At 62.2% G+C, this 19,785-nt stretch carries 17 protein-coding genes and 1 tRNA gene; 16 read left to right on the top strand and 2 right to left on the bottom strand.

Annotation, left to right across the window (positions count from 1 at the left end):
• Positions 1 to 46 precede the first annotated feature (46 nt).
• Both IAG25_RS11680 and aroC read left to right on the top strand, forming a co-directional pair.
• Positions 47 to 1,987, top strand: coding sequence for an MFS transporter (locus tag IAG25_RS11680; RefSeq protein ID WP_187604964.1), 1,941 nt, complete (start codon positions 47 to 49; stop codon positions 1,985 to 1,987).
• Between the two features lie 56 nt (positions 1,988 to 2,043).
• Positions 2,044 to 3,150, top strand: a complete 1,107-nt coding sequence (gene aroC / locus IAG25_RS11675; protein WP_187604963.1) for a chorismate synthase — start codon at positions 2,044 to 2,046, stop codon at positions 3,148 to 3,150.
• A 54-nt stretch (positions 3,151 to 3,204) separates the two neighbouring features.
• On the opposite strand, the gene IAG25_RS11670 is transcribed toward aroC, so the two are convergent.
• Complete coding sequence (locus IAG25_RS11670) at positions 3,205 to 4,878, bottom strand: electron transfer flavoprotein-ubiquinone oxidoreductase (RefSeq protein WP_187604962.1); 1,674 nt, start codon at positions 4,876 to 4,878, stop codon at positions 3,205 to 3,207.
• Positions 4,879 to 5,081: 203 nt separating this feature from the next.
• Here IAG25_RS11670 and IAG25_RS11665 point away from each other — a divergent pair, with 203 nt between their 5' ends.
• Both IAG25_RS11665 and IAG25_RS11660 read left to right on the top strand, forming a co-directional pair.
• Entirely contained in the window at positions 5,082 to 5,855 is a 774-nt protein-coding gene (locus tag IAG25_RS11665) for an SDR family oxidoreductase (RefSeq protein ID WP_035503417.1), read from the top strand.
• Between the two features lie 27 nt (positions 5,856 to 5,882).
• Positions 5,883 to 6,320, top strand: a complete 438-nt coding sequence (locus IAG25_RS11660) for an acyl-CoA thioesterase (RefSeq protein ID WP_187604961.1) — start codon at positions 5,883 to 5,885, stop codon at positions 6,318 to 6,320.
• Between the two features lie 9 nt (positions 6,321 to 6,329).
• Here IAG25_RS11660 and IAG25_RS11655 read toward each other — a convergent pair whose 3' ends face one another.
• A complete protein-coding gene (locus tag IAG25_RS11655) occupies positions 6,330 to 6,875 on the bottom strand; it encodes a LuxR C-terminal-related transcriptional regulator (protein WP_035503561.1) in 546 nt (181 codons plus the stop codon).
• A 220-nt stretch (positions 6,876 to 7,095) separates the two neighbouring features.
• Between IAG25_RS11655 and IAG25_RS11650 the strand changes: the two genes are divergently transcribed.
• From IAG25_RS11650 to pheT, 12 genes are all read left to right on the top strand, one after another.
• The gene (locus tag IAG25_RS11650) at positions 7,096 to 7,800 is read left to right on the top strand and encodes a CoA transferase subunit A (protein WP_035503422.1); all 705 of its coding nucleotides are present in this window, start codon (positions 7,096 to 7,098) and stop codon (positions 7,798 to 7,800) included.
• 2 nt (positions 7,801 to 7,802) lie between these two features.
• Positions 7,803 to 8,444: a CoA transferase subunit B gene (locus IAG25_RS11645; protein WP_035503424.1), complete on the top strand. Its 642-nt coding sequence runs from the start codon at positions 7,803 to 7,805 to the stop codon at positions 8,442 to 8,444.
• A 216-nt stretch (positions 8,445 to 8,660) separates the two neighbouring features.
• On the top strand, positions 8,661 to 9,581 hold the full coding sequence (locus IAG25_RS11640) for an alpha/beta fold hydrolase (RefSeq protein ID WP_187604960.1): 921 nt from the start codon (positions 8,661 to 8,663) through the stop codon (positions 9,579 to 9,581).
• Positions 9,582 to 9,640: 59 nt separating this feature from the next.
• Complete coding sequence (locus tag IAG25_RS11635; RefSeq protein ID WP_035503429.1) at positions 9,641 to 9,994, top strand: RidA family protein; 354 nt, start codon at positions 9,641 to 9,643, stop codon at positions 9,992 to 9,994.
• 35 nt (positions 9,995 to 10,029) lie between these two features.
• Positions 10,030 to 12,264, top strand: coding sequence for a RelA/SpoT family protein (locus IAG25_RS11630; protein ID WP_187604959.1), 2,235 nt, complete (start codon positions 10,030 to 10,032; stop codon positions 12,262 to 12,264).
• Between the two features lie 96 nt (positions 12,265 to 12,360).
• Positions 12,361 to 12,437: transfer RNA gene (locus tag IAG25_RS11625), tRNA-Val, on the top strand.
• Positions 12,438 to 12,731: 294 nt separating this feature from the next.
• Entirely contained in the window at positions 12,732 to 14,639 is a 1,908-nt protein-coding gene (gene thrS, locus IAG25_RS11620) for a threonine--tRNA ligase (RefSeq protein ID WP_187604958.1), read from the top strand.
• A gap of 47 nt (positions 14,640 to 14,686) precedes the next feature.
• Entirely contained in the window at positions 14,687 to 15,214 is a 528-nt protein-coding gene (gene infC, locus IAG25_RS11615; RefSeq protein WP_075583873.1) for a translation initiation factor IF-3, read from the top strand.
• Positions 15,215 to 15,447: 233 nt separating this feature from the next.
• Positions 15,448 to 15,645: a 50S ribosomal protein L35 gene (gene rpmI / locus IAG25_RS11610; RefSeq protein WP_006052501.1), complete on the top strand. Its 198-nt coding sequence runs from the start codon at positions 15,448 to 15,450 to the stop codon at positions 15,643 to 15,645.
• A 28-nt stretch (positions 15,646 to 15,673) separates the two neighbouring features.
• On the top strand, positions 15,674 to 16,033 hold the full coding sequence (gene rplT / locus IAG25_RS11605) for a 50S ribosomal protein L20 (protein ID WP_008350196.1): 360 nt from the start codon (positions 15,674 to 15,676) through the stop codon (positions 16,031 to 16,033).
• Positions 16,034 to 16,226: 193 nt separating this feature from the next.
• A complete protein-coding gene (pheS, locus tag IAG25_RS11600) occupies positions 16,227 to 17,240 on the top strand; it encodes a phenylalanine--tRNA ligase subunit alpha (protein ID WP_187604957.1) in 1,014 nt (337 codons plus the stop codon).
• 81 nt (positions 17,241 to 17,321) lie between these two features.
• Complete coding sequence (gene pheT / locus IAG25_RS11595; RefSeq protein WP_187604956.1) at positions 17,322 to 19,754, top strand: phenylalanine--tRNA ligase subunit beta; 2,433 nt, start codon at positions 17,322 to 17,324, stop codon at positions 19,752 to 19,754.
• Positions 19,755 to 19,785: the final 31 nt, after the last annotated feature.

Below are 19,785 nucleotides of genomic sequence, written 5' to 3'. Positions count from 1 at the left end.
CGCCGTACGCTCGGGATCAACACCGAACCCAACCTGTACGCAAGACATGAGTGACAAACCGATGCGCGACTCGTCGCGCACTTCCCGACGTTCGCATGCCGAAGGCGAAGGCCAGTTCAGCCTTCTGCGCGAGCGCCGCTTCGCGCCATTCTTCTGGACGCAGTTCCTCGGCGCGATGAACGACAACATCTTCAAGGTCGGCTTCACGTCGCTCGTGACGTTCCAGGCCGCGCGCTTTTCCGGCGTCGATCCGAAGACGGCCGCGTTTCTGATTTCCGCGATCTTCATCGTGCCGTTCGTGCTGTTCTCGGCCACCTCCGGGCAGATCGCCGACAAGTACGACAAGGCCGTGCTCGCGCGTCTCGTGAAGAGCTTCGAGATCGTCGTGATGCTGATCGGCGGCGCGGGCTTCCTGTTGCACAGCGCGCCGCTTCTCTATGCGTGCACCTTTCTGATGGGCGTGCATTCCACCGTGTTCGGGCCGGTGAAGTATGCGTATCTGCCGCAGCATCTCGATTCGCACGAGCTCGTCGGCGGCAACGGGCTCGTCGAGATGGGCACGTTCGTCGCGATCCTGATCGGCACGATCATCGGCGGCGCGGCGGCGGGCGCGACGGAGCATGGCGCGATGCTGCTCGCCGTCGCGTGCATCGCGTTCGCGATCATCGGGCGGGTCGCGTCGGCGTTCGTTCCGAAGTCGGACGCTTCGCAACCGGATCTGCGCATCAACTGGAATCCGTTCTCCGAGACGTGGCGCAACCTCAAGCTCGCGAAATCCGATCGCACCGTGTTTCTGAGCCTGCTCGGGATTTCGTGGCTCTGGTTCGTCGGGGCGACCTTTCTCACGTCGTTCTTCAATTTCGCGAAGGACGTGCTGTCCGCCAATCCCGATGTCGTGACCATTCTTCTCGCGACGTTTTCCATCGGCATCGGTACGGGGTCGCTGCTGTGCGAGCGGCTTTCGAAGCGCCGCGTCGAGATCGGGCTCGTGCCGCTGGGCTCGATCGGCATCAGCGTGTTCGCGATCGATCTTTTCTTCGCGAGCCATCGCATCGCGCCCGCTGGGCACTTGCTCAACGTCGGCGAATTTTTGCTGGCGCTGCCGCACTGGCGCATTCTCGCGGACCTGTTTCTGCTCGCGATGTTCGGCGGCTTCTACAGCGTGCCGCTCTATGCGCTGATTCAGGCGCGCAGTCAGCCCACTCACCGGGCGCGCATCATCGCGGCGAACAACATCCTCAATTCGTTCTTCATGATCGTCTCCGCGCTGATGGCGCTCGCGCTGACGTCGTTCGGCGTCGGCATTCCGGGGCTTTTTCTGACCACGGCGCTGCTCAATGTCGTCGTCGCGGTCTATATCTATTCGCTCGTGCCGGAGTTCCTGCTGCGCTTCATCGCGTGGATTCTGGTGCACACGTTCTATCGCATTCGTCTCGTCGGCGCAGAGCGTATTCCGTCGCATGGCGCGGCCGTGCTCGTGTGCAATCACGTGAGTTTCGTCGATGCGGTCGTCATCATGGCCGAAAGCCCGCGGCCGATCCGCTTCGTGATGGATCACCGCATCTTTCAGACGCCGGTCGTCGGCTGGATGTTCCGTCATGTGAAGGCGATTCCGGTCGCGCCCGCGCACGAGAACGCCGACATGCTCGAACGCGCCTACGCTGCGTGCGGGCAGGCGCTGAAAGAGGGCGATCTCGTCTGCATCTTTCCCGAAGGCAAGCTCACGCGCACGGGCGAGATCAATCCGTTCAGGCACGGCATCGCGGAGATTCTGCGACGCCATCCGGCGCCCGTCGTGCCGATGGCGCTGCGCGGGCTCTGGGGCAGCGTGTTCTCGCGCCACGAAGACGCACAATGGCCACGTCCGATCCAGCGCGGTGCGATGACACGGCTGACGCTCGCGGTCGGCGAGCCGATCGCGCCGGAAGACGCGACGCCGCAGCATCTGCAGGAAGTCGTGAGCGCGCTGCGAGGCGCCAGGCGCTGAGCGCGACGGCTGGCATAATATCGGTTTCCCCGACACTTTTTTTCAGGTCGACGCTCATGTCCGGCAATACCCTTGGCACGCTCTTCACCGTCACGAATTTCGGCGAGTCGCACGGTCCGGCGATCGGCTGCGTGATCGACGGCTGCCCGCCCGGCATGGCGCTCACGGAAGCCGATATCCAGGTCGAACTCGATCGCCGCCGCCCCGGCACGTCGCGCCACGTCACGCAGCGGCAGGAGGCGGATCAGGTCGAGATTCTCTCCGGCGTGTTCGAAGGTGTGACGACCGGCACGCCCATCGCGCTCCTGATCCGCAATACCGATCAGCGCAGCAAGGATTACGGCAACATCGCGCAGACGTTCCGGCCGGGTCATGCGGACTACACCTATTGGCAGAAGTACGGCGTGCGCGACTATCGCGGCGGCGGCCGTTCGTCGGCGCGTCTGACTGCGCCGACCGTCGCCGCGGGCGCGGTCGCGAAGAAGTGGCTGCGCGAGAAGTTCGGTCTGGAAACGCGCGGCTGCATGAGCGCGCTGGGTGAAATCGAGATTCCGTTCGTCGACTGGCAGCATGTGCCGGAGAACCCGTTCTTCTCGCCGAATGCCGAGATCGTGCCGCAGCTCGAAGCGTACATGGACGGACTGCGCCGCGATGGCGATTCCGTCGGCGCGCGCATCGAAATCGTTGCGTCCGGCGTGCCCGTCGGTCTCGGGGAGCCGCTGTACGACCGGCTGGATGCGGACATCGCCCACGCGATGATGGGCCTCAATGCAGTGAAGGCGGTCGAGATCGGCGCGGGCTTTGCGAGTGTCGCGCAACGCGGTTCGCAGCACGGCGACGAGATGACGCCCGAAGGCTTCGCGGCCAACAACGCGGGCGGCATTCTCGGTGGCATTTCGAGCGGGCAGGACATCCGTGTGTCGATCGCGATCAAGCCGACGTCGAGCATTCGCACGCCGCGTCAGTCGATTGACAAGCAAGGCGCGAGCGCGACCGTCGAGACCTTCGGCCGTCACGATCCGTGCGTCGGCATTCGCGCCACGCCGATCGCCGAGGCGCTGCTCGCGCTCGTGCTGATGGATCACGCGCTGCGTCATCGCGCACAGTGTGGCGACGTGGTCGTCGAAACGCCGAGAATCGCTGCGCAAATGCCTTCGAAATAAAAAACGGGCGGCGGTTTGTAACCCGGCGCCCGTTTTCCTTCCAGCGGCCAACAATCACATGTTCGGATAGTTCGGCCCGCCGCCGCCTTCCGGCGTGACCCACACGATGTTCTGCGTCGGGTCCTTGATGTCGCAGGTCTTGCAGTGCACGCAGTTCTGCGCGTTGATCTGCAGGCGCTCGTTGCCGTCGTCGGACTTGACGAACTCGTACACCGCGGCCGGGCAGTAGCGCCCTTCCGGACCGGCATAGGTGCGCAGGTTCACGTTGACCGGCACGCTCGAATCTTTCAGCGTCAGATGCGCCGGCTGATTTTCTTCGTGATTGGTGTTCGAGATGAACACCGACGAGAGCCGATCGAACGTGAGCTTGCCATCGGGTTTCGGATAGACGATCGGCTTGCATTGCGACGCCGGCTTCAGCATCTCGTGATCCCAATGCTGATGATGCAGCGTCCACGGCACGTTGCCGCCCATCACTTTCTGCTCCAGACCGACCATGAAGGTGCCCAGATACAGGCCCTTGCTCATCCACTGCTTGAAGTTGCGCGCGCGATGCAACTCGGTCTTGAGCCAGGACGTGTCGAACGCTTCGGGGTAAGCGGTGAGTTCGTCGTTCTGACGGCCCGCCTGCACGGCTTCGAACGCGGCTTCGGCGGCCATCTTGCCCGACTTGATCGCCGCGTGACTGCCCTTGATGCGCGATGCGTTGAGGAATCCCGCGTCGTCGCCGGCGAGCGCGCCGCCGGGGAACGCGAGCTTCGGCAACGACATCAGGCCGCCAGCGGTGATCGCCCGCGCGCCGTATGACATGCGCTTGCCGCCTTCGAGGAACGGACGGATCGATGGATGCGTCTTGTAGCGCTGGAATTCCTCGAACGGCGACAGATACGGATTCGAATATCCGAGCCCGACGACGAAGCCCACCATGACCTGGTTGTTGTCCATGTGGTACAGGAACGATCCGCCGTAGGTGTCGGGATCGAGCGGCCAGCCCGCGGTGTGGATCACGAGTCCCGGCTTGTGCTTGACCGGATCGATTTCCCACAGCTCCTTGATGCCGATGCCGTACACCTGCGGATCGGAATTCTGGTTGAGTTTGAACTTTTCCATGAGCTGACGGCCGAGATGCCCGCGCGCACCTTCGCAGAAAAGCGTGTATTTCGCATGCAATTCCATGCCGAGCTGGAAATTCTCGGTCGGCTGGCCGTCCTTGCCGACGCCCATGTTGCCCGTGACGACGCCGCGCACGGACCCGTCCTCGGCGTAGAGCACTTCGGCGGCCGGGAAGCCGGGGAAAATTTCGACGCCGAGCGCTTCCGCCTGCTGGCCGAGCCAGCGCGTCACGTTGGCGAGCGAAATGACGTAGTTGCCGTGATTCTTGAAGTTGTCGGGAAGCAGCCAGTTCGGCACCTGCTTCGCGTCGTTCTGCGTCAGGAAGAGGAACCGGTCTTCCGTGACTTCGACGTCGAGCGGCGCGCCTCTTTCCTTCCAGTCGGGAATGAGTTCGGACAGGCCGCGCGGGTCCATCACCGCGCCGGACAGGATGTGCGCGCCGATCTCGGAGCCTTTCTCCAGCACGCACACGCCGATTTCGACGCCTTTTTCCTCCGCCAGTTGCTTCAACCGGATGGCCGCCGACAAACCGGCCGGCCCGCCGCCGACGATGACGACGTCGTATTCCATCGATTCGCGGGGACCGTATTGCTCGATGAGGCTCGCCGGGGTCATCAATGCTCCTATGTACCGTTAGAATGCCCTTTCGGGATCGCGTATTTTCAGGGAAGGTGAGGCGGGCTGCAACCAAAGCTCGCCAATTTAGCACGATCGTACTATTATTGAGACACCCGCGCTATTGGTGTTGACGCTAACAGCCTGCATTGGCGCATCTTGCGCGTCCGCCGAGGCTGAGCCAACCAAAATAAGGAAGCACAATGGGCCGTTCGATCAACCTGGAAGGCAAGGTCGCGCTGATCACCGGCGCGTCAAGTGGTTTGGGCAAGCGTTTCGCGCAAGTGCTGTCGCAGGCGGGCGCCAAGGTGGTGCTCGCGAGCCGCCGCACGGAGCGCCTGAAGGAACTGCGCGCCGAAATCGAGGCGTCGGGCGGCGCGGCGCATGTCGTCTCGCTCGACGTGACCGACTATCAAAGCGTGAAATCGGCGGTTGCGCATGCCGAGACGGAAGCCGGTACCATCGACATCCTGGTCAATAACTCGGGCGTGTCGACGACGCAAAAGCTGACGGACGTCTCGCCCGCGGATTTCGAGTTCGTGTTCGGCACGAACGTGCGCGGCGCGTTTTTCGTCGCGCAGGAAGTCGCGAAACGCATGATCATGCGCGGAAACGGCGCGGCCAAGCCGGCGTATCGCATCATCAACGTGGCGTCCGTGGCCGGCTTGCGCGTGTTTCCGCAAATCGGCCTCTACGCGATGAGCAAGGCCGCCGTCGTGCAGATGACGAAGGCGATGGCGCTCGAATGGGGCCGCCACGGCATCAACGTCAACGCGATCTGTCCGGGTTACATCGACACTGAAATCAATCACCATCACTGGAAGACCGAGCAGGGGCAGAAGCTCATTTCGATGCTGCCGCGCCGCCGCCTGGGCACGCCGAACGATCTCGACGGTCTCTTGCTGCTGCTCGCGGCCGACGAATCGCAGTTCATGAACGGCTCGGTGATCTCGGCGGACGATGGCTTTTCGCTCTGAACATCGCCCTTATTCTGATAGCAGGCAATGACCACGCATAACGATTTTCATACTGTATTCGAACTGTCCATGCCGATCCGCTGGGGCGACATGGACGCCTTCGGCCACGTCAACAACACCGTCTATTTCCGCTATATGGAGCAGGCGCGCATATCGTGGTTCGAAGAGATCGGCATCGCGGGCGGCAACGGCGAAGGGCACGGGCCCGTGATCGTGAACGCGTCGATGGAGTTTCTGAAGCAGCTTCACTATCCCGGCGACGTGATCGGGCGGATGTTCGTCGGCAAGCCCGGACGCAGCAGCTTCGACACGCGCTTCGAGCTCTTTCGCGCCGATGCGCCCGGCGTACTCCACGCGCGCGGCGCGGCGAAGGTCGTGTGGATCGACTATGCCGCGGGCAAGTCGGTGCCGATTCCGGATTACCTGCGGCGGACCATCGAAACGAGTTCGCCCGTCGCACTCTGATCGTGCATGTCAGGTGCCGAGCAATCGCTGTAGCAGCTCGGTGGCATTGCCCGTGTCGTACTTCCTCATGAGCCGCGCACGGTAGATATCGACCGTGCGCGGGCTGATATCGAGCACGCGTCCGATCTGCTTGCTCGTCTTGCCCGTCACCAGTTGCGCGGCGATTTCCCGTTCGCGCGGCGTCAGTTCGATCGCGACCCGCCGCGTCGCGCTCAAATCTTCGAATGTCCAGACGCCCGCCGCATGCGGCGCGGCGCGATCGAGCGCGCGTCCGGTCACGTGGCACCAGAACAGTTCGCCGTTGCTGCGCTTCATGATCCGGTCGTCGCTGTAGGTGCCTTCCTTGCTGATATGCGCGGCGATGCGCTCGCCGATGCGTGCGAATTCGTCCGGCGATGGGTACAACACCTCGAACGACTTGCCGATGAGCGCCTCGCTCACATAGCCGAAGATCGCGCAGACCTGCTCGTTGCAGTCCTCGATGATGCGCTCGCGCGAAAGCACGAGCCCGACGGGCGCGAGATGAAACGCGGTTTGATAATCCAGTGCACGCATGTGAAATCGGGCGCGCGTGCGCTTGCGTTTCGCGGCGAAAAGGCGCCGGGAACCAAACGTGCGCGGGCAAAGACTTATGTATTTTTGCGTATTGTGCCGGATCGCCGGCTCAAAGTACTCTTTCGCCATGCCAAAAAGGCCGGGCGACGCGCTAAACACAGCGCGGGCCGGCATCAAAAAGCCGATTTTCAGTTGGTTTCAACATGGAAGGGACAATCAGATGAACAAGGTCTATCCCAGCGCGAAGGATGCGCTCGCGGACATCGTCAAGGACGGGCAGACGTTTGCCGTCGGCGGTTTCGGGCTGTGCGGCATTCCCGAGGCGCTCATCGCCGCGCTGCGCGACACGGGCGTGAAGGGCATCACCTGCATCAGCAATAACGCTGGCGTCGATGGCTTCGGCCTCGGTCTGCTTCTGGAAACGCGCCAGATCAAGAAGATGATTTCGTCGTATGTCGGCGAAAACAAGGAGTTCGAGCGGCAATATCTCGCCGGCGAACTCGAACTCGAATTCACGCCGCAAGGCACGCTCGCCGAGAAGCTGCGCGCGGGCGGCGCGGGCATCCCGGCGTTCTTCACGAACACCGGTTTCGGCACCGTGATCGCCGATGGCAAGGAAACGCGCCAGTTCGGCGAGAACCACTACGTTCTCGAACATTCGCTCACGGCCGATGTCTCGCTCGTGAAAGCCTGGAAGGCCGACAAATCCGGCAACCTGATCTATCGCCGCACGGCGCGCAACTTCAACCCGAATTGCGCGATGGCCGGCAAGATCACCGTCGTCGAAGTGGAAGAGATCGTCGAGACGGGCGAACTCGATCCGGACATGATTCACACGCCCGGCATCTTCGTGCAACGCATCGTCCTGAATGCGCATCCGGAAAAGCGCATCGAACAACGCATCGTCCGCGCGAAAGGAGAGTAATCATGGCATGGACTCGAGACCAGATGGCCGCACGCGCGGCGCAGGAACTGCAGGACGGCTTCTACGTGAACCTTGGCATCGGCCTGCCGACGCTCGTCGCCAATCACGTGCCGGACGGCATGGAAGTGTGGCTGCAATCGGAAAACGGCTTGCTGGGCATCGGCCCGTCGCCGTATGAAGACGAAGTCGACGCCGACCTCATCAACGCCGGCAAGCAGACGGTGACGACGCTGCCGGGCTCGTCGATCTTTTCGTCGGCGGATTCGTTCGCGATGATCCGCGGCGGCCACATCAACCTGGCGATCCTCGGCGCGATGCAGATCAGCAAGAAGGGCGATCTGGCCAACTGGATGATCCCCGGCAAGATGATCAAGGGCATGGGCGGCGCGATGGACCTCGTCGCTGGCGTGAAGCGCGTCGTCGTGCTGATGGAGCACGTCGCGAAGGGCGATCAGCACAAGATTCTCGAAGAGTGCTCGCTGCCGCTGACGGGCGTGGGCGTCGTGAATCGCATCATCACGGATCTCGGCGTAATCGACGTCACGGACAATGGGCTGAAGGTCGTTGAACTGGCCGACGGTGTGACCGCCGAGGAAATCCAGAAGAAGACGGGCGCGCCGCTCGATGTCACGAGCGTGAAGTAACGCTGACGTGACGCAACGCCGCTCGCGCGGCGTGAGCGCGGCTCGGAAACCATCGCGGGCGGGCGAAGCTTTTGAAGCTTCGCCCGCTTTTGTTTTTTGCGCGATCGGCCTCATCTGCGGTGCGCGCGGGCAGGTCGTCCGTTTGGCCAGCGCGCGCTCGATCGGGCGTGATGCGCTTTACAATCGTTTCGACACTTGCCACGAGGAAAACTCTCCATGACCGCATCCATCGTCGTCGAAGCAGTGCATTCCGATTTGAGCGATCCGCGTCAGCGCTTCGTGCAATGCGCGAGCCAGGCGGGTCTGCATCGCATGGCCTATACGGAGTGGGGCGATCCGGCGAATCCGCGCGTGCTGCTGTGCGTGCACGGACTGACGCGTTCGGGCCGCGACTTCGACAAGCTCGCGCAGGCGTTCGCGCACGAGTATCGCGTGGTGTGTCCGGATGTGGTCGGGCGCGGCCTGTCCGACTGGCTCGCCGACTCGCGCTACTACGGCGTGCCGCAATATGTCGCCGATATGGTCACGCTGATCGCGCGCCTGAACGTGGAGACGGTGGACTGGTTCGGCACATCGATGGGCGGGCTCATCGGCATGGCGCTCGGCGGGCTGCGTAATACGCCGATCCGCAAGATGCTGCTCAACGATGTTGGGCCGCATATCGAGCCGATCGCGCTACAGCGCATCGGCGACTATCTCGGCAAGCCGGCGCGCTTCGCTTCGCTCGACGAAGGCGTGCGGCATGCGGCGGCGCTGGCGTCGTCGTTCGGGCCGCTGACGGATGCGCAATGGACGGACATCAATACGCCGCTGCTGCATGAGCGCGACGGCGCGTGGGGCTTTCGCTACGACCCGGGCATCGCGACGCCGTTCACGTCGGCGACCGAAGAGCAGAACGCGGCCGGCGAGGCATATCTGTGGAACGCGCTTGCGTCGATCAGGACGCCGGTGCTCGTCGTGCGCGGCGAGACTTCGGATTTGCTCTCGCGCGAGACGGTCGCGCAAATGGTCGAAAAAGGTCAGGCCGTGACGAGCGCCGAGATTCCGGGCGCGGGACATGCGCCGGCATTTCTTGCGGAAGATCAAATCGCTGTCGCCAGGGGGTTCTTTCTCGGGAATGGCGGCAGCGGGGCATAATATTGGGCTGAGCGTACGCTTGTGCCGGTTTTTCACCATTCATCGATCAGGAACACACAATGGCAGTCATTCGTCATCACGTCGGCCCGCGCCTTTCCGAAACGGCCATCCACAATGGCACGGTCTATCTCGCCGGCCAGATCGCCGAGGACACGGACCAGGACATCACCGGTCAGACGCGCGAAGTGCTCGGCCACATCGACCGCTTGCTCGAAGAAGCGAACAGCGACAAGTCGCATCTGCTGACGGTGCAGATCTATATCTCGGACATGATTCATTTCCCGGGCATGAACGCCGTGTGGGATTCGTGGGTCGCGGAAGGCAACACGCCGCCGCGCGCGACGGTCGAGTCGAAGCTCGCCAATCCGGCGTGCCTCGTCGAAATCGTCGTGATCGCCGCGCAACGCGACTGATTCGTCACATCGCCTGAAGCAGTGGCATTACCCGCATGACTTCGACCGCCGCCCCCGCCGAAACGCTGCCCGAGCCGTCCATCGACGACGCGCTCGCGTTCGTGCGCGAGCACGCGAAGGATGCGCGCGTCTCGACCGGCGAACTGCTCGCGGATCACGCGGCGGGCACCGCGCGGATCATGCAGACGCTCAACGTCGATTCGCACGCGATCGCCGCGGCGGCGCTGTTCGTGCTGGCGCCGCATCTCGACGATCCGGAGAAGGTCATCACCGAGCGCTTCGGTCCGGAAGTGCAGCGGCTCGTCGGCGACGTGCGCAAGCTCCTGCGGCTCGGCTCGCTCAGCTCGCGCGCGACGCTCGCGCAACTGCCCGAGAACACGCGCGATGCGCAGGCCGCGCGCCGCGCGCAGGTCGAGTCGCTGCGCAAGATGCTGCTCGCTTTCGCGCAGGACATACGCGTCGTGCTGATCAGGCTCGCGTCGCGCGTGCAGACCTTGCGCTATCACGCCGCGCACAAGACCGATCCGTCGCCGGACGTGCCGCGCGAGACGCTCGAGATCTACGCGCCGCTCGCCAATCGTCTGGGCATCTGGCAACTGAAGTGGGAACTGGAGGACTTGTCGTTCCGCTTCGAGGATCCCGTCACGTACAAGCGCATCGCGAAGCTCCTCGACGAGCGGCGCGTCGAGCGCGAGAGCTATGTGACCGAGGCGATCGCGCGCCTGCAAAAAGAGCTCGACACCGCGCACATCAAGGCGGAAGTGAGCGGTCGGCCGAAGCACATTTACAGCATCTGGAAGAAGATGCGCGGCAAGCATCTCGACTTCGCCGAACTGAACGACGTGCGCGCGTTTCGCGTGATCGTCGGCGACATCAAGGACTGCTACACCGTGCTCGGCATCGTGCACAACCTGTGGCAACCGGTGCCGCGCGAATTCGACGACTACATCTCGCGTCCCAAGCCCAACGGTTACAAGTCGCTGCATACGGTCGTGATCGGCGATGACGGGCGCGCGTTCGAAGTGCAGATCCGTACGCAGGAAATGCATCAGTTCGCCGAGTATGGCGTGGCCGCGCACTGGCGTTACAAGGAAGCGGGCGCGCGCGGCTATGCGGGGCAAGTGACGGCGAGCGAGAAATACGACGAGAAGATCGCATGGCTGCGTCAGCTTCTCGCGTGGAAGGATGACGTCGAAGGCGAGGGCCAGGGCGAGCAGCGGGGCTGGCAGCATCTGCGCGACGCCACGCTCGACGACGATCATATCTACGTGCTGACGCCGCAGGCGCGCGTGATCGCGTTGCCGCAAGGCGCGACCGCCGTCGATTTCGCGTATCACCTGCACAGCGAACTCGGCCATCGCTGTCGTGGCGCGCGCGTCGACGGCGCGATGGTGCCGCTCAACACGCCGCTGCAGAACGGGCAGACGGTCGAGATCGTCGCGGTCAAGGAAGGCGGGCCGTCGCGCGACTGGCTCAATCCTCAGCTCGGTTATCTGCATAGCGCGCGGGCGCGGCAGAAAGTGCGCTCGTGGTTCCTCGCTGCCGACGCGGCCGAGCACATCGCGGCGGGGCGGGCGATCGTCGAAAAGACCTTGCAGCGCGAAGGGAAGACGTCGGTGAGCCTCGAGCAGCTCGCGACAAAGCTCGGCTTCAAGACGCCCGAGGATCTTTACGCGGTCGTAGCCAAGGAAGAGTTCAGCCTGCGCAACATCGAGCAGGCGCTTTCCGACGCGCCGCCGCCCGAGCCCGAGCCGGAAGCGCCGGAGCAGTTCGAGAAGCGCAGCAGCGGGCAAAGCGTCGCGCACGGCGCGTCGACAGGCGTGCTCGTCGTCGGCGTGGATGCGCTTCTCACGCAACTCGCGCGCTGCTGCCGTCCGGCGCCGCCCGATTCGATCGCGGGCTTCATCACGCGCGGCAAGGGCATGTCGGTTCACCGCACCGATTGCGCGACGTTCAAGCGCATGGCTCAGCGCTCGCCCGAGCGCGTGCTGCACACGACCTGGTCCGCCGATGTGATGAACGGGCGCGGGTCGTCGGTGTATCCGGTGGATCTTTCGGTGGAATCGGCGGACCGGCAAGGGTTGCTGCGCGATATCTCCGAAGTGTTCGCGCGCGAGAAGATCAACGTGATCGGCGTGAAGAGCCAGAGCCGCAGGAATATCGCTTATATGCAGTTCACGGTGGAAGTGTCGAGCGCGGCGCAGATTCAGCGCGCCTGCACGCTGCTCGATGAAGTGCAGGGCGTGATTCGCGCGTCACGTCGCGCGTAATAGGCAGGTGTTGAACGGATCGGCGAATATTTTCGGCTTTTCTGAAGATAAGCACTTGCCAAAATCCGAAACGCTCCATATAATCTCACTTCTTTCAGGCTCGTAGCTCAGCTGGTTAGAGCACCACCTTGACATGGTGGGGGTCGTTGGTTCGAGTCCAATCGAGCCTACCAACGAAAACGAAACTCGGCGGACCCTGGTTCGCGGAATTTCAAACCGCAAGAAGCGCTCAGCGCAAAAGGCGAAAAGAAATGGCACGTCGAACGTTGACCGAAACAAATTCGGAGCGACGCTAGTCGAGGACCTATTTCGCCTTCTGCCAAATTGTTTCGCGGTATGTGTGAAAAGTGAATGCGGCCCCTCGATAGCGGGGCCGCATTTTTTTTGCCTTGCGATTTTTGAAGTGAATCGCGGGGCAATGCTTAAATCGAAATCGCTCGGCATGCGCCGGCGTCTTGGAGAACGATATGGTTTCGGTACGTTTGCCTGATGGGTCGGTCCGACAATACGACCACCCGGTGACCGTCGCGGAAGTCGCGGCATCGATCGGCGCGGGCCTTGCCAAGGCGGCGCTCGCCGGCAAGCTCAACGGCGAACTCGTCGATACCTCGTTTCTGATCGACAAGGATTCGTCGCTTGCCATCGTCACTGACAAGGATCCGGAAGGCGTCGATGTCGTGCGCCATTCCACCGCGCATTTGCTCGCTTATGCGGTGAAGGATCTGTTCCCCGAAGCGCAAGTGACCATCGGGCCGGTCATCGACAATGGCTTCTATTACGACTTCTCGTACAACCGTCCCTTCACGCCCGAAGATCTCGAGAAGATCGAAAAGCGCATGCAGGAACTGGCGAAGAAGGACGAGCCGGTGTCGCGCCGCGTCGTCTCGCGCAACGAGGCGGTGGAGTACTTCAAGAGCATCGGCGAAAACTACAAGGCCGAGATCATCCAGTCCATTCCGGAAAGCGATGAGATTCGCCTTTACGGGCACGGCAACTTCATCGATCTGTGTCGCGGCCCGCACGTGCCGTCCACCGGCAAGCTGAAGGTCTTCAAGCTGATGAAGGTCGCGGGCGCGTATTGGCGCGGCGATTCGAAGAACGAGCAATTGCAGCGTATCTACGGCACCGCGTGGACCAAAAAGGAAGACCAGGACGCTTATCTCCACATGCTCGAAGAAGCCGAGAAGCGCGATCACCGCAAGCTCGGCAAGCAACTCGACCTGTTCCATCTGCAGGACGAAGCGCCGGGCATGGTGTTCTGGCATCCGAAGGGCTGGTCACTGTGGCAGCAGGTCGAGCAGTACATGCGCCGCCGCGTGAACGATGCCGGTTACCTCGAGATCAAGACCCCGATGGTGATGGACCGTTCGCTCTGGGAAGCGTCGGGCCACTGGCAGAACTATCGTGAAAACATGTTCACGACCGAGTCGGAAAAGCGCGACTACGCGATCAAGCCGATGAACTGCCCGGGTCACGTTCAAGTGTTCAACCACGGCCTGCGTTCGTATCGCGATCTGCCGCTGCGTTACGCGGAATTCGGCTCGTGCCATCGCAACGAGCCGTCGGGCGCGCTGCATGGGCTGATGCGAGTGCGCGGCTTCGTCCAGGACGATGCGCACATCTTCTGTACCGAAAATCAGTTCATCGCGGAATCGATCGCCTTCAACACGCTCGCGATGAGCGTGTACAAGGATTTCGGGTTCGATCACATCGACATCAAGCTGTCGCTGCGCCCCGAGCAGCGCGCGGGCACCGATGAAATCTGGGATCGCGCGGAGCAGGGCTTGCGCCAGGCGCTGACCGCTTGCGGTCTGCAGTGGGAAGAACTCGCCGGCGAAGGCGCGTTTTACGGTCCGAAGATCGAGTACCACATCAAGGACGCGCTCGGCCGCTCGTGGCAATGCGGCACGCTGCAGCTCGACATGGTGCTGCCGGAGCGTCTCGGCGCCGAATATGTCGCGGAAGACAACAGCCGCCGCCGTCCGGTGATGCTGCACCGGGCAATCGTCGGATCAATGGAGCGATTTCTCGGCATTCTTATCGAGCACCACGCGGGAGCAATGCCGCCGTGGCTCGCCCCGACCCAGGCTGTTGTGCTGAATATTGCCGAAAGTCAGGCTGAATATGCGGGTAATCTGGCCCAATCGTTGCAAAAACAAGGGCTTAGAGTAGAGTCCGATTTGCGCAACGAGAAGATTAGCTATAAAATACGCGAGCACACGCTGCAAAAGGTGCCGTATTTGCTGGTCGTCGGCGACAAAGAGCGTGATGCGCAAACCGTGGCCGTGCGTGCTCGTGGCGGTGTCGATCTGGGCGTGATGCCAGTCGACGCATTCCTCGAACGTCTGCACCAGGAAGTGCGGGCGTTCAAGTAAGTCACTCGCAGCGCGGCTTGTTTTTTCATTTTTAGAGGAAACGTAACATCGCTACTGATAAGTCGTCACATCGCATCAACGGTGAAATTACCGCGCCGGAAGTGCGCTTGGTCGGAGTGGACAACGAGCCGCTCGGAATCGTGAAGCTGGCCGAAGCTTTCCGTCAATCGGAACAGCTCGACGTGGATCTCGTCGAAATCGCGCCGCAGGCGTCACCGCCTGTCTGCCGTTTGATGGACTACGGCAAGTTCAAGTATTCGGAAGCGAAGAAGCAACACGAAGCGAAGTTGAAGCAGAAGATCGTGCAGGTGAAGGAAGTCAAATTCCGCCCCGGCACGGACGACGGTGACTACAACGTCAAGCTGCGCAACCTTACGCGCTTCCTCGAAGACGGCGACAAGACGAAGATCACGTTGCGTTTCCGCGGCCGTGAAATGGCGCACCAGGAAATCGGCATGCGCATGCTCGAGCGACTGAAGTCCGATCTGGACGAATTCGGTCAGGTCGAACAGATGCCGAAGATGGAAGGGCGCCAGATGATCATGGTGCTTGCCCCGAAGAAAAAGGGTAAGTAAGCACGAGCGGTAGGACGATGGATCGCGCGCCGTCGCAAGGCGGCTGGCGCGGCATTGTCGGAAGTTTCAGGGCGTTGCCGCTTCGGCGGCGGCGCTCATGAAAGGCGGCGGTTCTTCACTGAGCCGCTCGCACATAAGTGGAGCGTGGGTTTCGAAGGGCGGGAAGGGGTTCGCAGGCAGTATCGGCGAATCAGCCGCACACCCATGACCATCTAATAAACTGGAGTTGTTTCATGCCGAAGATGAAGACCAAGAAGAGTGCTGCAAAGCGCTTCGTGGTGCGTCCGGGCGGTACCGTCAAGCGCGGTCAGGCCTTCAAGCGCCACATTCTTACCAAGAAAACCACCAAGAACAAACGCCATCTGCGTGGCTCCACGGCTGTTCATGATTCCGATCTGAACTCCGTCCGCGCAATGCTGCCGTTCGCCTAACCTCAACTTAAACTCATAGGAGCGCAACATGCCTCGAGTAAAACGTGGGGTTACCGCACGGGCCCGTCACAAGAAGATCATCCGTCTGGCCAAGGGTTACCGCGGCCGTCGCAATAACGTCTATCGCATCGCCAAGCAGGCGGTCATGCGCGCAGGGCAGTACGCCTACCGCGATCGCCGCAACAAGAAGCGTGTGTTCCGCGCACTGTGGATCACGCGTATCAACGCGGCGGTGCGTCAGCACGACATGACCTACAGCGTGTTCATCAACGGCCTGAAGAAGGCGTCGATCGAACTCGACCGCAAGGTTCTGGCTGACATGGCTGTGTTCGACAAGGCTGCTTTTGCTGCGATCGTGAAGCAGGTGAAAGCCGCCGTTGCAGCCTAATTGCGAAATTAGTACTGCGTGGTTCGCCTCTTCGTCGCCGGGTTGTTGACGGCGGCGGGAAGGCAGAAAACGGGGCTCTCACCGAGCCCCGTTTTTGTTGGTCGGACGGTTTTGCACATCGCATGCGAGTCTGCAGGCGTGGATGAGCAAAACCGAACCTCAGTTTGAACTTCGACGTTAAAAGATGGGATCAATGGATCTGGACCAGATTGTCGCCGACGCTAAAAGCGCCTTTGAACACGCCACCGATACCACCACGCTCGAAAACGAGAAGGCCCGGTTTCTCGGCAAGTCCGGTGCGCTGACCGAATTGCTGAAGGGTTTGGGCAAGCTCGATCCGGAAGCGAAGAAGAGCGAAGGCGCGCGTATCAATCAGGCAAAGCAGCAGGTCGAAGCCGCGCTCAACGCGCGCCGTCAGGCGCTCGCGGACGCGTTGCTGAACCAGCGTCTCGCGGCGGAAGCCATCGACGTTACGCTGCCGGGGCGCGGCGCGGGCGCGGGCACGCTGCACCCGGTGATGCGCACGTGGGAGCGCGTGGAGCAGGTGTTCCGCACGATAGGCTTCGACGTCGCCGATGGTCCCGAGATCGAAACCGACTGGTACAACTTCACCGCGCTGAACAGCCCGGAGAACCATCCGGCGCGCTCGATGCAGGACACGTTCTACGTCGACGCCAATGACGCCGATGGCCGGCCGCTCCTGCTTCGCACGCACACGAGCCCGATGCAGGTGCGCTACGCGCGCATGAACAAGCCGCCCATCAAAGTGATCGTGCCGGGCCGCACGTATCGGGTCGATAGCGACGCCACGCACTCGCCGATGTTCAATCAGGTCGAAGGCCTGTGGATCGAAGAGAACATCAGCTTCGCGGATCTGAAGGGCGTCTACAGCGACTTCCTGAAGAAGTTTTTCGAGCGCGACGACATTCTCGTGCGCTTCCGTCCGTCGTACTTTCCGTTCACGGAACCGTCCGCCGAGATCGACATGATGTTCGAGCATGGCAAGAACGCGGGCAAATGGCTGGAAATCTCCGGCTCGGGTCAGGTGCACCCGACCGTCATTCGCAACATGGGCCTCGATCCTGAGCGCTATATCGGTTTCGCGTTCGGCAGCGGGCTCGAACGCCTGACGATGCTGCGCTACGGCGTGCAGGATCTGCGTCTGTTCTTCGAGAACGATTTGCGTTTCCTGCGCCAGTTCGCGTAAAGCGGCGGCCTTGCCTGCGACGTTCGGCGCGCCAAAGCGAGCAGCCGAACGAGACTCCAAACATTTCGAACGTAGACACACATGCAATTCCCAGAATCCTGGCTCCGCAGTTTCGTCGATCCCAAGCTCTCCACTGACGAACTCGCGCACGCGCTGACGATGGCCGGTCTCGAAGTCGAAGACCTGCGTCCGGTCGCGCCGCCGACCACGAAGATCGTCGTCGGGCAGGTGCTCGAAGTCGCCAAGCATCCGAATGCCGACAAGCTCAATGTCTGTCAGGTCGATGCCGGCACGGGCGAGCAGTTGAACATCGTGTGCGGCGCGCCGAATGTGTCGCCGGGCATCAAGGTGCCGGTGGCGCTCATCGGCGCGGTGCTGCCGCCAGCGGAGGCGGGCGGCGAGCCGTTCGCGATCAAGCCGACGAAGCTGCGCGGTGTCGATAGCCAGGGCATGTTGTGCTCGGCGCGCGAGCTGAAACTCTCGGAAGATCACAGCGGTCTGCTGATCCTGTCCGCCGATGCGAAGGTCGGTCAGGACATCCGCGAGGCGCTCAACCTCGACGACACCGTGTTAGAGATCAAACTCACGCCGAACAAGGCGGATTGTCTGTCGGTGTTCGGCGTCGCGCGCGAGACCGCCGCGATCACCGGCGCGCCGCTCAAGCAACTGGACATGCCCGCGGTCGAAACGAAGCTCGACGATAAGCTGCCCGTGAAGATCATGGCGCCCGATCTGTGCGGCCGCTTTTCCGGCCGTGTGATCCGTGGCGTGAACGCGCACGCGAAAACGCCGCAATGGATGGTCGAGCGTCTCGAGCGCGCGGGTCAGCGCAGCATTTCCGCGCTCGTCGATATCTCGAATTACGTGATGCTCGAACTCGGCCGCCCGTCGCACGTGTTCGATCTCGACAAGATCCACGGCGCGATGGAAGTGCGCTGGGGCAAGAAGGGCGAGTCGTTGAAGCTGCTCAACGGCAACACCATCGAGGTCGATGAAACGGTCGGCGTGATCGCGGACGATCACCATCTCGAAAGCCTGGCCGGCATCATGGGCGGCGATAGCACCGCCGTGTCGCTCGACACGACCAACATCTATCTCGAAGCCGCGTTCTGGTGGCCGGACTCGATTCGCGGCCGCGCGCGCAAGTACAACTTCTCGACCGACGCGGCGCATCGCTTCGAGCGCGGCGTGGATTACTCGACGACCGTCGAGCACATCGAACGCATCTCGCGCCTGATCCTCGACATCTGCGGTGGCGAGGCCGGCCCGGTCGACGATCAGATCGTCAACGTGCCCGAGCGCAATCCGGTATCGATGCGCGTGTCGCGCGCGCATCGCATCATCGGCGTTGAGATTGGTGCCGAAGAGATCGCGCAGATTTTCACGCGCCTGAACCTCGCGTTCGAGCGCGACGGCGATACCTTCAAGGTCACGCCGCCGCCGTACCGCTTCGATATCGAGATCGAGGAAGACCTGATCGAAGAGGTCGCGCGCATTTACGGCTTCGAGAAGATTCCGGCGCGTCCGCCGGTCGCGCGCAGCGAGATGCGCATCACGAACGAGACGAAGCGCTCGATCCACACGCTGCGCCATGAAGTGGCCGCGCGCGACTACTCGGAGACGGTGAACTTCAGTTTCGTCGATGCCGAGTGGGAGAAGGACTTCGCCGGCAACGACAACCCGATCAGGCTGCTCAACCCGATCGCGAGCCAGCTTTCGGTCATGCGCACGACGACGTTCGGCAGCCTGATCGAAGTGCTGCGCCATAACCTGAACCGTCGCGCGGACCGCATTCGCGTGTTCGAGGCAGGTCGTGTATTTCATCGCGATGCATCGGTGAAGGCGGGCGAACTCGCGGTCGAAGGCTTCGCGCAACCGAAGATGATCGGCGGCCTCGCGTATGGTCCGGTGATCGAGGAGCAGTGGGGCGCGGCTTCGCGCAACGTCGACTTCTTCGACGTGAAGGGCGACGTCGAAGCGCTCTTTGCGCCGGTCGCGCCGCGCTTCGTGAAGGCGGAGCATCCGGCGCTGCATCCGGGCCGCAGCGCGCGTATCGAAGTGGCTGGGCGCGCGGTCGGCTGGATCGGCGAACTGCATCCGCGCTGGCTGCAAAAGTACGATTTGCCGAACGCGCCGATCCTCTTCGAAATCGATGCCGACGCGCTGATGGATCGTGCGCTGCCGGCGCCGTCCGAGGTGTCGAAATTTCCGCCCGTGCGGCGCGATATCGCGATTGTCGTGGATCAACACGTGCCGGTTCAGGCGCTTCTCGACGAGCTCGAAAACGCCCGCTCGGAGGCCGCTTGCAGACACGTCACAAGGGTTGCGCTTTTCGATGAATTTCGTCCAAAATCAAATACTTCCGGCGGCTTGGGAGCACATGAGAAAAGTCTTGCCTTCCGTGTAACGTTGCAAGATACTGGCGGCACGCTTCAGGACGAAACGGTCGATACGGCTATCAAAACGCTGGTGGATCGCCTGGCTCGAGTACACGGCGCGCGGTTACGCGGATAGCCTGCAGTTGGCCCTTTCCGTCTCAATCGCC

It is taken from the genome of Caballeronia sp. EK (assembly GCF_014384845.1).
Taxonomy (GTDB): domain Bacteria; phylum Pseudomonadota; class Gammaproteobacteria; order Burkholderiales; family Burkholderiaceae; genus Caballeronia; species Caballeronia jiangsuensis.
This window is presented reverse-complemented; position numbering and strand designations above follow the sequence as displayed.